Annotated in this window: 11 protein-coding genes and 1 tRNA gene; 2 read left to right on the plus strand and 10 right to left on the minus strand. The window is 67.0% G+C overall.

The annotated features are described in order from the left end of the window. Positions 1-62: 62 nt before the first annotated feature. The 10 genes from rpoB to ABD366_RS02970 all read right to left on the minus strand — a co-directional run bounded on the left by rpoB (position 63) and on the right by ABD366_RS02970 (position 10,133). Positions 63-3,548, minus strand: coding sequence for a DNA-directed RNA polymerase subunit beta (gene rpoB, locus ABD366_RS02925; protein ID WP_324772767.1), 3,486 nt, complete (start codon positions 3,546-3,548; stop codon positions 63-65). A 584-nt stretch (positions 3,549-4,132) separates the two neighbouring features. Continuing rightward, positions 4,133-4,516: a 50S ribosomal protein L7/L12 gene (gene rplL / locus ABD366_RS02930; RefSeq protein WP_324772769.1), complete on the minus strand. Its 384-nt coding sequence runs from the start codon at positions 4,514-4,516 to the stop codon at positions 4,133-4,135. A gap of 113 nt (positions 4,517-4,629) precedes the next feature. Beyond that, positions 4,630-5,160 (minus strand): 50S ribosomal protein L10, encoded by a 531-nt coding sequence (gene rplJ, locus ABD366_RS02935; RefSeq protein ID WP_324772771.1) that lies wholly within the window; start codon positions 5,158-5,160, stop codon positions 4,630-4,632. Positions 5,161-5,423: 263 nt separating this feature from the next. Continuing rightward, positions 5,424-6,371, minus strand: coding sequence for an SCO4651 family lipoprotein (locus ABD366_RS02940; RefSeq protein ID WP_324772773.1), 948 nt, complete (start codon positions 6,369-6,371; stop codon positions 5,424-5,426). A gap of 71 nt (positions 6,372-6,442) precedes the next feature. Continuing rightward, entirely contained in the window at positions 6,443-7,129 is a 687-nt protein-coding gene (locus ABD366_RS02945) for an SCO4651 family lipoprotein (protein WP_324772774.1), read from the minus strand. A gap of 135 nt (positions 7,130-7,264) precedes the next feature. Further along, entirely contained in the window at positions 7,265-7,996 is a 732-nt protein-coding gene (gene rplA / locus ABD366_RS02950) for a 50S ribosomal protein L1 (protein ID WP_324772776.1), read from the minus strand. 76 nt (positions 7,997-8,072) lie between these two features. After that, positions 8,073-8,507 carry a 50S ribosomal protein L11 gene (rplK, locus tag ABD366_RS02955; RefSeq protein WP_324772778.1) on the minus strand — a complete coding sequence of 145 codons (435 nt, stop codon included), beginning with the start codon at positions 8,505-8,507 and terminating at the stop codon, positions 8,073-8,075. Between the two features lie 196 nt (positions 8,508-8,703). Next, on the minus strand, positions 8,704-9,588 hold the full coding sequence (gene nusG, locus ABD366_RS02960) for a transcription termination/antitermination protein NusG (protein ID WP_324772780.1): 885 nt from the start codon (positions 9,586-9,588) through the stop codon (positions 8,704-8,706). A 77-nt stretch (positions 9,589-9,665) separates the two neighbouring features. After that, on the minus strand, positions 9,666-9,953 hold the full coding sequence (secE, locus tag ABD366_RS02965; RefSeq protein WP_324772782.1) for a preprotein translocase subunit SecE: 288 nt from the start codon (positions 9,951-9,953) through the stop codon (positions 9,666-9,668). 107 nt (positions 9,954-10,060) lie between these two features. Next, a tRNA-Trp gene (locus ABD366_RS02970) sits at positions 10,061-10,133 on the minus strand. Positions 10,134-10,335: 202 nt separating this feature from the next. Here ABD366_RS02970 and ABD366_RS02975 point away from each other — a divergent pair. Continuing rightward, positions 10,336-11,583: a pyridoxal phosphate-dependent aminotransferase gene (locus ABD366_RS02975; RefSeq protein ID WP_324772784.1), complete on the plus strand. Its 1,248-nt coding sequence runs from the start codon at positions 10,336-10,338 to the stop codon at positions 11,581-11,583. A gap of 125 nt (positions 11,584-11,708) precedes the next feature. Next, positions 11,709-12,731 (plus strand): adenosine deaminase, encoded by a 1,023-nt coding sequence (locus tag ABD366_RS02980; protein ID WP_324772786.1) that lies wholly within the window; start codon positions 11,709-11,711, stop codon positions 12,729-12,731. Positions 12,732-12,734 lie beyond the last annotated feature (3 nt).

Raw genomic sequence — 12,734 nt, forward strand, 5'->3', positions numbered from 1 at the left:
GTCTGAAACGGGGGTCCCGGGGTCGGCCGGGGGCTCGTGAAAAGCCCCCGGCCGGACTCCCGTCAGACCTCTTCGACGCTGCTCGGCTCGCGCCGGGACAGGTCGATGCCGAGCTCCTCCGCTGCGCGGAAGACGTCCTCGTCGGTGTCGCGCATCTCGATGGACATGCCGTCCGAGGACAGCACCTCCACGTTGAGGCACAGGGACTGCATTTCCTTGATGAGGACCTTGAAGGACTCAGGAATGCCGGGCTCGGGGATGTTCTCGCCCTTGACGATGGCCTCGTAGACCTTCACGCGGCCGGTCACGTCGTCGGACTTGATCGTCAGCAGCTCCTGGAGGGCGTAAGCGGCGCCGTACGCCTCCAGCGCCCACACCTCCATCTCACCGAAGCGCTGGCCACCGAACTGGGCCTTACCACCCAGCGGCTGCTGGGTGATCATCGAGTACGGACCGGTCGACCGGGCGTGGAGCTTGTCGTCGACCAGGTGGTGGAGCTTGAGGATGTACATGTAGCCGACCGAGATCGGCTCCGGGAACGGCTCGCCGGAGCGGCCGTCGAACAGCGGCGCCTTACCGGTGGGGAGCACCATGCGCTCGCCGTCGCGGTTCGGGATCGTGTGGTTGAGCAGACCCGCCAGCTCGTCCTCACGCGCACCGTCGAACACCGGGGTGGCGACGTTCGTACCGGGCTCGACCTTGTCGGCCTCGATGGCCTGGAGGCGCTGCGCCCAGTCGTCCGCGAGGCCGGAGACGTCCCAGCCGCGGCTGGCGAGCCAGCCGAGGTGGATCTCCAGGACCTGTCCCGGGTTCATTCGGGACGGCACACCCAGCGGGTTCAGGATGATGTCGACCGGAGTTCCGTCCTCGAGGAACGGCATGTCCTCGATCGGAAGGATCTTCGAGATAACACCCTTGTTGCCGTGACGGCCGGCCAGCTTGTCGCCGTCCGTGATCTTGCGCTTCTGCGCCACGTAGACACGAACCAACTGGTTCACGCCCGGCGGCAGCTCGTCGCCCTCTTCACGGTCGAAGACGCGGACGCCGATGACCTTGCCGATCTCACCGTGCGGCACCTTCAGCGAGGTGTCGCGCACTTCGCGCGCCTTCTCACCGAAGATCGCGCGGAGCAGGCGCTCCTCCGGCGTCAGCTCGGTCTCACCCTTGGGCGTGACCTTGCCGACGAGGATGTCGCCGGCGACGACCTCGGCACCGATACGGATGATGCCGCGCTCGTCGAGGTCGGCGAGGACCTCCTCGGAGACGTTCGGGATGTCCCGGGTGATCTCCTCCGGGCCGAGCTTGGTGTCACGGGCGTCGACCTCGTGCTCCTCGATGTGGATCGAGGAGAGGACGTCGTCCTGCACGAGGCGCTGCGACAGGATGATCGCGTCCTCGTAGTTGTGACCCTCCCACGGCATGAACGCCACGAGCAGGTTCTTGCCGAGCGCCATCTCGCCGTTCTCGGTGGCGGGACCGTCGGCCAGGACCTGGCCCTCGATCACGCGCGAGCCCTCGTCGACGACAACCTTCTGGTTGACCGACGTGCCCTGGTTCGAGCGGGAGAACTTGTGCAGGCGGTACGTGGTGTACGTGCCGTCGTCGTTGGTGATGGTGATGTAGTCCGCGGAGACCTCCTGGACCACACCGTCCTTCTCGGCCTTGAGCACGTCGCCGGCGTCGGTGGCGCAGCGGTACTCCATGCCGGTGCCGACGAGCGGCGCCTCGCTCTTGATGAGCGGGACGGCCTGACGCATCATGTTCGCGCCCATGAGGGCACGGTTGGCGTCGTCGTGCTCGAGGAACGGGATCATGGCGGTCGCGACCGACACCATCTGGCGCGGCGAGACGTCCATGTAGTCGACGTCGTCACCGGGGACGTAGTCGACCTCTCCGCCACGACGGCGGACCAGGACGCGGGCCTCCTCGAAGCGGAACTCATCGCTCAGCGGCGCGTTGGCCTGGGCGATGACGAACCGGTCCTCCTCGTCGGCGGTGAGGTAGTCCACCTCGTCGCCGACGACACCCTCGGTGACCTTGCGGTACGGCGTCTCGATGAAGCCGAACGCGTTGATCCGGCCGTACGAGGCGAGCGAACCGATCAGACCGATGTTCGGGCCTTCGGGCGTCTCGATCGGGCACATGCGGCCGTAGTGCGAGGGGTGCACGTCACGGACCTCGAAGCCGGCCCGCTCACGGGAGAGACCACCCGGGCCCAGGGCGTTGAGACGACGCTTGTGCGTCAGGCCCGAGAGCGGGTTGTTCTGGTCCATGAACTGGGACAGCTGCGACGTACCGAAGAACTCCTTGATCGACGCCACGACCGGGCGAATGTTGATCAGGGTCTGCGGCGTGATCGCCTCGACGTCCTGGGTGGTCATGCGCTCACGCACGACGCGCTCCATTCGGGCGAGACCCGTACGGACCTGGTTCTGGATGAGCTCGCCGACGTTACGGATACGGCGGTTGCCGAAGTGGTCGATGTCGTCGGTCTCGACGATGATCGAACGACCGGACTCGCCGACCGTCTCGACCTCACCGGCGTGCAGCTTCACCAGGTACTTGATCGTGGCGATGATGTCGTCGGTGGTGAGCACACCGGCGTCCAGCGGCTCGTCGGCGCCGAGCTTCTTGTTCACCTTGTAGCGGCCGACCTTCGCGAGGTCGTAGCGCTTCGGGTTGAAGTAGAGGTTCTCGAGCAGCGTCTGAGCAGCCTCGCGCGTGGGCGGCTCGCCCGGGCGGAGCTTGCGGTAGATGTCGAGCAGCGCGTCGTCCTGGCCCTGGGTGTGGTCCTTCTCCAGGGTGGCGCGCATGGACTCGTACTCGCCGAACTCCTCGAGGATCTGCTCGGTCGTCCAACCGAGAGCCTTGAGCAGGACGGTGACGGACTGCTTGCGCTTGCGGTCGATGCGGACACCGACCATGTCGCGCTTGTCGATCTCCATCTCCAGCCAGGCACCACGCGAGGGGATGACCTTGGCCGAGAAGATGTCCTTGTCGGACGTCTTGTCGATGGAGGAGTCGAAGTAGACACCCGGCGAACGGACGAGCTGCGACACGACGACACGCTCGGTGCCGTTGATGACGAAGGTGCCCTTGTTGGTCATGAGCGGGAAGTCGCCCATGAAGACCGTCTGAGACTTGATCTCGCCGGTCTCGTTGTTGGTGAACTCGGCGGTGACGAAGAGCGGGGCGGCGAACGTGAAGTCGCGCTCCTTGCACTCGTCGATCGAGTTCTTGGGAGGCTCGAAGCGGTGGTCGCGGAACGTCAGAGACATCGACCCGGAGAAGTCCTCGATCGGAGAGATCTCCTCGAAGATCTCCTCCAGACCGGACTTGGTGGGGACGTTCTGTCCGCTTTCGAGAGCCGCCTCGACACGAGCCTTCCACGCGTCATTGCCGAGCAGCCAGTCAAAGCTTTCGGTCTGCAGCGCAAGAAGGTTCGGAACCTCGAGGGGCTCCTTGATCTTTGCAAAGGAGATGCGCAGCGGGGCGGTGCTGGCGCCGTTGTTCGTATTCGCGGTCGAGGCGTTGCGCGAGGCGGCCAAGAGGGGGTCCTTCCGAGGGCTCGGACTCACTACGCGCGTACCGGTCCCAAGCGGGGCAGAGAGACAGAGCCTCCCCCGGCTTGGCCGTAGGGCCAGGTCAGGGCTGGATCAGTCCACTGTGCTCAAGCGAGGGCATGCCCCTGGTGACGGGCAGGGAGCAGCTAACAGGCAGCGCAAAGGGACAGTGTAGCCAGAAGGCCCACTGATGTCCAGTGCGGGTTTTTTGACACCCTCGTTGTTCTCAACCGTCCACCGTCTGCGGCATGCCTTGTGCGCTGAGCGCACCTCTTTACTGCCCTCTTCGTCGCCGATCCATGCCTCGGATCCGGATCGTTGTGACGACGCGTCCTGAGAATTGCGCGCTGCGTGCGGTTCGTCAAGGCCCCCTTGGGCGAACCGGGGCGGCGCCAGGCACAACGAAGATCACCATATCTCGCGTCAACGTCAGTGCAAGGCACCCTCGGCCTGCGAGCCAGACAACGCCGAAGGGCGACCACCCAGTTGGGTGATCGCCCTTCGGTACGTCAGCGTTACAGCTCCCGCGAGAGCAGTTTCACCGAAAAGGAGTCAGCAGACTCGCAAGGTCACTTGACCTCGACGGAGGCGCCGGCAGCCTTGAGGGACTCGGCGGCCTTCTCGGCGGCGTCCTTGGCGACCTTCTCGAGGACCGGCTTCGGGGTGCCGTCGACGAGGTCCTTGGCCTCCTTCAGGCCGAGGGAGGTCAGCTCACGCACGACCTTGATGACCTGGATCTTCTTCTCGCCGGCACCCGTGAGGATGACGTCGAACTCGTCCTGCTCGGCCTCGGCCTCGGCCGGGGCACCGGCAGCGGCGGGACCGGCGACGGCGACGGCCGCGGCGGCGGTGACGTCGAACTTCTCCTCGAAGGCCTTCACGAACTCGGAGAGCTCGATGAGGGTCATCTCCTCGAACTGGGCGAGCAGGTCTTCCTGGCTGAGCTTCGCCATGATGGGCGATCCTTCCACTAATTCGGCTGGTGCCGGATGTACTGGTGAGGCGGGCGTACGGTCGGCCCGCTACGACCTCCGCCTAGGCGGCGAGGGTCACTGTGCGAGCCGAGTTACTCGGCACCGCCCTGCTCGGCCTGCTTGACCCGAAGCGCCTCCGCGGTGCGGACGAACTTCGAGGGCAGCGCCTGGAAGAGCTGAGCAGCCTGAGACTGCTTGCCCTTGAAGGCACCGGCAAGCTTGCTGAGCAGAACCTCGCGGGACTCGAGGTCCGCGAGCTTCTTGATCTCGTCGGCGGACAGCGCCTTGCCGTCAAGGACACCGCCCTTGATGACGAGGTTGGGGTTGTCCTTGGCGAAGTCACGAAGACCCTTCGCCGACACCACCGGGTCACCGGTGACGAAGGCAACCGCCGTCGGACCCGTGAAGAGGTCGTCCAGCGTGTCGATCCCGGCCTCGTTGGCCGCGATCTTGGTCAGCGTGTTCTTCACCACGGCGTACTCGGAGTTCTCACCGAGGGAACGGCGCAGCTGCTTGAGCTGGGCCACGGTGAGACCCCGGTACTCGGTCAGCACGGCGGCGTTCGAGCTGCGGAACTTGTCCGTGAGCTCGGCTACCGCGGCAGCCTTGTCGGGCGTCGGCATAGAGCGTCGGCCTCCTTCCGGGTGATGAGGACCGCTCGCAAGGAGGCTGGGAAAACGAAACGCCCCGGCGCAGGCGCACGGGGCGTGAGCTCGACCGGAATCCATCTGGACCCGGGAGCACTTCCACGGTCACCTGCGCGGGTCGTCCGCAAATTCAGCGGATCCTTCGGCCACCGCACTCCCTTGCGAGCGCGCGGCAACGACCAGCGGTCTTTGGCTTCTGTGGAAGGTTACGTGAAGGGAGCGACGCGAGGCAAATCCGCTCAGACGTCGCTGTCCAGCCCGGAATCGGCCGCGTCGGAGCCGTTGACGGCGCCCGCCGCCGCGCCGATCTCCTTCAGCATCTCCATGAAGTCGAAGGTCTGGCCGGCGGGCGGCACGTCGACCTTCACCGCGGCACCGTAGTCCGAGTAGCGCATGGACATGTCGATGGCGCCCTGGGAGCTGTCCATGGTGACGTCCATCCGGACCGGCAGATCGTCGTCATTGATCCACAGCTCGGTGTCGTAGTCCTTGACGCCGGCCTTCTTGACGTTCTCCAGCAGTTGGCCGCGCTCGGACTTGCTGAGCATCTTCAGCGAATCGTTCTTCGCCATCATCTCGTCGACGGTCAGCTTGCCCTTGTAGTGCTCGGTCTGTACGCCGTCGACCTCGGCGGAGCCGATGTGCTTGAGATTCGGCGAGTCGAGCAGAACCGCGATCTGCTGGGCCGGATCCTGGTTCATGCTGTCCACGCCACCGGTCAGCTGGCTGCTGAGCGTCTTGTCGCCGGACTGCTTCGCGGCGGCGCCGAGGTCCATCTTCATCCAGCGCTTGCCGTCCATGTCCTTGGCGGCCTTGGCGCCCATGTCCATGTACATCACATCGTCCTGCCAGACCATGCGGATGTTCTCCGGGGCCTGCGGATCGGCGGCCGTGAAGGCGGAGCCGCTCATGGTCATATCCATGACGGTCGGGTCCCAGCCCATGGTGCCGGACATCTTCATGGTGCCGCCGTCGCCCAGTGCCACCGGCGTTTTCATCGTCATCTCGACCTTGGCGGACTTGGCCTCGGCGGTCTTCTTGTACGCCGCCGTCAGCGCCTGCGTCACCTGCGCGTGCGACTGGGGAGCCCCGCCCCCGGTACCCGAGTCGCCCCCGCAGGCCACGGCCCCGGCACACAGCAGCGCGGTCACGGCCGCAACGCCGACCGTACGTCGTACAACAGTCATCTCTACCCCACCCCTAGGAACGTCTGCGCTGATCGCACCCTAACCGAGCCCTCGGACAACGGGCGGGGAGATTACTCGCCGCCGTCCACGTCCGCGATGTCGACGGTGTCGTGCCCGGGCGGGCGCTCGGCGGCGGCGGGCGCTGTGCCGTAGTCGCGGTACCGGACGGTGCTGGTGAAGTCGCCCGCCCGCTGTGTGCGCCGCACCAGCAGGTGACGGCTGTCGATCCAGACGTCGATGTGCTGCCCGTCGGCGGTGCCCCGGTAGTGGCACGCGCGCGTGCCGTGCACGGTCTCCTCCCCTACCTTGCGGAGATCCTCAGCGGCGCCGAGCGTCCTCAGGGAGTCGGCCGGAGAGAGGTCGCTGCCGGCGTCGTACGGATGACGGATCCAGTGCCGGCCACCCTGGAGATCGGCGAACGCGTCGGTCATCCGCGTGTAGTAGGCGTCCGGCAGAAAGCGCGTCTGGGACGGGTCGCCGCCCAGCTTGCGTGTGGAGGCCGCCAGCTTGCCGCCGGTGACGCGCACCGTGAGTGTGCCCTCTACGCCGTCGGACCAGCTGAGCGTGCCCGCGCTGTGCGAGGCGAGCCGGTCGCCGGTGTCCATCGTCGCCTCGATCCGGGCCGAGCCGGCCGCGTCGACCTTCTCCCGCGCGGCGCGCAGCGCGTCGACGGCGTCCTGGTCCCGCGTCTGTCCGCCGCAGGCCACGAGCAGCACGCTCGCCGCCGTGACGCCCAGGACCTGTCGTACGTACGTCATCGGTGCCATCCGCTCCCCCGATCGGTCACGGCGACGCTAGCGCAGCGCCGGGCCCGTACGGAGCGGAAAAGAGGAACGGGCCCCGCACCTCGGAAGGTGCGGGGCCCGTCGCCGACTTGAGGCGAGCTATGCAGCTCAGACCGCCGCCGGGTCCTCCTCGGTGAGGAGGTTGCGGGTGCGGTTCGGGTCGACCGGAACGCCGGGGCCGATCGTGGTGCTGATCGCGGCCTTCTTGATGTAACGACCCTTGGCGGCGGACGGCTTCAGACGGAGGATCTCCTCCAGCGCCGCGCCGTAGTTCTCCACCAGCTGCGAGTCGTCGAAGGACGCCTTGCCGATGATGAAGTGCAGGTTCGAGTGCTTGTCGACGCGGAACTCGATCTTGCCGCCCTTGATCTCGTTCACGGCCTTGGCCACGTCCGGGGTCACGGTGCCGGTCTTCGGGTTCGGCATCAGGCCACGGGGACCGAGCACGCGGCCCAGACGGCCGACCTTGCCCATGAGGTCCGGGGTGGCGACAACGGCGTCGAACTCGTTCAGGCGGTTGCCCTTGGCGATCTCGGCGATCAGTTCGTCGGAGCCGACGATGTCGGCGCCAGCGGCTTCCGCGGCCGCAGCACGGTCACCGGTCGCGAAGACCAGGACCCGGGCGGTCTTGCCGGTGCCGTGCGGGAGGTTCACGGTGCCACGGACCATCTGGTCGGCCTTGCGCGGGTCAACGCCCAGGCGGAAGGCGACCTCGACGGTGCCGTCGAACTTCGACGTGGAGGTCTCCTTGGCGAGACGGACGGCCTCGAGCGGGGCGTAGAGCTTGTCCGCGTCGATCTTGGCGTCCGCAGCGCGGAGAGTCTTGCTGCGCTTGCTCACTTACTGCTCCTGAGTTCTAGAGGAGTCGTGGTGCGGGCCGAGCAGGCCCTTCCACGGAGTTGCTACGGGGGTGAGGTCAGCCCTCGACCGTGATGCCCATGGAACGGGCGGTGCCGGCGATGATCTTGGACGCGGCGTCCAGGTCATTGGCGTTGAGGTCGGGCATCTTCGTCGTGGCGATCTCGCGGACCTGCGCGTCGGTGATCTTCGCGACCTTGGTCTTGTGCGGCTCGCCGGAGCCCTTCTCGACACCAGCGGCCTTGAGGATCATCTTCGCGGCCGGCGGGGTCTTGGTGATGAAGGTGAAGGAGCGGTCTTCGTAGACCGTGATCTCCACCGGGATGACCCAGCCACGCTGCGACTCGGTCGCGGCGTTGTAGGCCTTGCAGAACTCCATGATGTTGACGCCGTGCTGGCCCAGCGCGGGGCCGACCGGCGGGGCCGGGTTGGCAGCGCCGGCCTGGATCTGGAGCTTGATGAGCCCCGTGACCTTCTTCTTCTTGGGAGGCATGTGCTCTCTCTCCGGGTCTTAGTGAGAGTGTTCAGCCACCATCCTGGCGAATGATCGTCCGGATCATCCGGATGGAGGCATACCGCACAAAGATAACGGGTATCCATGCGCAGCTAAAAACCGAGCAGGTCAGACAGGCTTTTGAGAGCCCGTCTGACCTGTTCGGAAGCGTGTGTCCAGAAGGTGCTGGTCGGTACTAGTTCTTCTGGATCTGGTCGAAGCTGAGCTCGACCGGCGTCTCGCGGCCGAAGATCTCGACGAGGCCCTTGACCTTCTTCGAGTCGGCGTTGATCTCGTTGATCGTCGCCTGCAGCGTCGCGAACGGGCCGTCGGTGACGGTGACCGAGTCGCCGACCTCGAAGTCCAGTACCTGGACCTCGACCTTGCGGGACGGAGCCGGCTTGCCCTCGGCCTCGGCGGCCTCACGGGCGGCCTTCTCCTCGGCCTCCGGGGCGAGCATCTTGACGATCTCGTCCAGGGTCAGCGGGTACGGGTCGTAGGCGTTGCCCACGAAGCCGGTGACACCAGGGGTGTTGCGGACGACGCCCCAGGACTCGTTCGTCAGATCCATGCGGACGAGAACGTAACCGGGCAGCTTGTTCTGCCGGACGTTCTTGCGCTCGCCGTTCTTGATCTGGACGATCTCCTCTTCGGGGACCTCGGCCTGGTAGATGAACTCCTCGACGTTCAGCGAGACGGCACGCTGCTCGAGGTTGGCCTTCACGCGCTTCTCGTAGCCCGCGTAGGTGTGGATCACGTACCACTCGCCGGGCAGGCCGCGCAGCTCGTCACGGAGGGCGGCGACGGGGTCGACCGGCTCGGCCGGCTCCTCGGCGACGTCCTCGTCGTTCTCGGCGGCCTCGTCCTCGGGGGCAGCGTCAGCGTCGGTGTCGTCGGCCGTGTCGTCGGCGGGCTCGGCCGTGACGGCCGCTTCCTCGGCGGGCTCACCGGCGGCGATGTCGGCAGCTTCGGCCTGGTCCGGCTCCGCGGCGTCCGCCGCCTCGACGATGTCTCGCTCGTCCTCAGCGGACTCAGCGGACTCGACGGGCTCGGTCGCCTCGTTCAGGTTCGGGTCAGACACTGTGGCTGCTTCTTCCTGGATACATAGGGGTGGAACATGCGAAAGGGGCGCCGGTCCCGGCGCCCTCCGCTGTCGGCTCAGCCGAAGACGTACTTGACGAGATGGTTGAACCCATAGTCAATCACGGTCACCAGGCCGATCATGATGACGACGAACACAATCACCACTGTGGTGTACGTGGTGAGCTGGTTGCGAGTCGGCCAGACGACCTTGCGGAGCTCCGCGACGATCTGGCGGTAGAAGAGAGCGAGGCGGCCGAAGGGGCCCTTCTTGCCGCGCTTGCCGCCCTTGCGGGCCTTCTTCTTGGACTCCGGCGCCTCATCCTGGGCATCAGGCATGTCGATGGAGCCCACGGCGTCCGTCACGCGTCCTCACCTGATTCCGGGTCGTGGCCGTGCCGCGCCCGGTTGAGCCGCACGGCGGTGCAATGCAGTACGTACAATCCGCACACATCCTGGCGAAGGAGTGTGAGCAGGGCCGGAGGGACTTGAACCCCCAACCGCTGGTTTTGGAGACCAGTGCTCTACCAATTGAGCTACGACCCTTTGTTTCCCCCAACGTACCGCATCCGCCCAGATGCACGGAGTGCGCTTGGAAGGTGCGGCCGGTGAAGGCCAACGAGCAGTGAGTGTACGTGCTCCGCGGCCCCCCGTCGAACAGATCCGGATCGCCAGTGGATCAAGAGCGGATCCGATGGTCTTCGAAACCCGTGTGCCGGGCGGGTTTCCGGTCTGGAACGATGGGGTTATGAGCGCTGCAACTCCTTCTCCGTCTGCTGGTTCCTCTCCTACAGACCGCCGGGTCTCGGCCCGCGTCGGCTCCATCTCCGAGTCCGCGACCCTCGCCGTCGACGCCAAGGCCAAGGCCCTCAAGGCTGCCGGGCGCCCGGTGATCGGCTTCGGCGCCGGTGAGCCCGACTTCCCGACGCCCGACTACGTGGTCGAGGCCGCCATCGAGGCGTGCAAGAACCCGAAGTTCCACCGCTACACGCCGGCCGGCGGCCTTCCCGAGCTGAAGGCCGCGATCGCCGCGAAGACGCTGCGCGACTCCGGCTACGAGGTCGACGCCTCGCAGATCCTGGTGACGAACGGCGGCAAGCAGGCCATCTACGAGGCGTTCGCCGCGATCCTCGACCCGGGCGACGAGGTCATCGTCCCGGCGCCGTACTGGACCACGTACCCGGAGTCGATCCGCCTCGCGGGCGGTGTGCCGGTGGACGTCGTGGCCGACGAGACGACCGGGTACCGCGTCTCCGTCGAGCAGCTGGAGGCCGCGCGCACGGAGCGGACGAAGGTCGTGCTCTTCGTCTCGCCGTCGAACCCGACGGGCGCCGTGTACAGCGAGGCCGAAGCCGAGGCGATCGGCCGCTGGGCCGTGGAGCACGGCCTGTGGGTCATGACGGACGAGATCTACGAGCACCTCGTCTACGGAGACGCGAAGTTCACGTCGCTGCCGGCCCTCCTTCCCGAGCTGCGCGACAAGTGCATCGTGGTCAACGGGGTGGCGAAGACGTACGCGATGACCGGCTGGCGCGTGGGCTGGATCGTCGGCCCGAAGGACGTCGTGAAGGCGGCGACGAACCTCCAGTCGCACGCCACTTCGAACGTCTCCAACGTGGCGCAGGCGGCCGCGCTCGCCGCCGTGTCCGGCGACCTGACCGCCGTGGAGAAGATGCGCGAGGCCTTCGACCGGCGTCGTAAGACGATCGTGAGGATGCTCAACGAGATCGACGGCGTCGTCTGCCCGGAGCCCGAGGGCGCCTTCTACGCGTACCCGTCCGTGAAGGGCCTCCTCGGCAAGGAGATCCGCGGCAAGCGTCCGCAGGACTCCGTCGAGCTGGCGGCGCTCATCCTGGAGGAGGCCGAGGTCGCGGTGGTTCCGGGCGAGGCCTTCGGTACGCCGGGTTACCTGCGGCTGTCGTACGCGCTGGGCGACGAGGACCTCGTCGAGGGCGTCTCCCGCATCCAGAAGCTGCTGGCCGAGGCACAGGCCTGACCCGCAGCCGTACGCCGTGAAACGGGCCGCTTCCTTAAGGAGGCGGCCCGTTTCTTCGTTCGGTTCAGGCCACGAAGGGGGAAAGGCGCTACCGGTACTACAGGTATGTGCGGCAGGATCTTGGGATGGAGCGTGTACTTCGTGATGTACGTCAGTTGCCGAAGGCCCATCTGCACCTGCATTTCACCGGGTCGATGCGGTCCACGACCCTGCTGGAACTCGCCGACAAGTACGGCGTGCGGCTGCCCGACGCGCTGACCGGCGCGGAACCGCCGAAGCTGCGGGCCACGGACGAGCGCGGCTGGTTCAGATTCCAGCGTCTCTACGACGCGGCCCGTTCCTGCCTGCGGGGCCCCGAGGACATCCAGCGCCTGGTGCGCGAGGCCGCGGAGGAGGACATCGCGGACGGGTCCGGGTGGCTGGAGATCCAGGTCGATCCGACGTCGTACGCACCCCGGCTCGGCGGTCTGATCGCGGCCATGGAGGTCATCCTCGACGCCGTCGACAGGGCCTCGCGGGACACCGGACTCGGGATGCGCGTGCTCGTCGCCGCCAACCGGATGAAGCACCCTCTGGACGCCCGCACGCTGGCGCGCCTCGCGGTGCGGTACGCGGACCGGGGCATCGTCGGGTTCGGCCTCTCCAACGACGAGCGGCGCGGGATGGCGCGGGACTTCGACCGGGCCTTCCACATCGCGCGCGAGGGCGGGCTGCTGTCCGCGCCGCACGGCGGTGAGCTGACCGGCCCCGCCTCCGTACGGGACTGCCTCGACGACCTGGACGCCACCCGGATCGGGCACGGGGTGCGGGCCGCCGAGGATCCGCGGCTGCTGAAGCGGCTCGCGGACCGGGGTGTGACCTGCGAGGTGTGCCCGGCCTCGAACGTCGCGCTCGGTGTCTACGAGAAGCCCGAGGACGTGCCGCTGCGCACGCTCTTCGAGGCCGGAGTGCCGATGGCGCTCGGCGCCGACGACCCGCTCCTGTTCGGCTCGCGCCTCGCCGCCCAGTACGACATCGCGCGGCGTCACCACGACTTCTCCGACGCCGAGCTGGCCGAGCTGGCCCGGCAGTCCGTACGCGGCTCGGCGGCGCCCGTGGACATCCAGGAGAAGCTGCTGAGCGGCATCGGGGAGTGGCTGGCCGCCTGAGCG

This window comes from Streptomyces kunmingensis (assembly GCF_039533535.1).
In the GTDB taxonomy this organism is placed as follows: Bacteria; Actinomycetota; Actinomycetes; order Streptomycetales; family Streptomycetaceae; genus Streptomyces; species Streptomyces kunmingensis.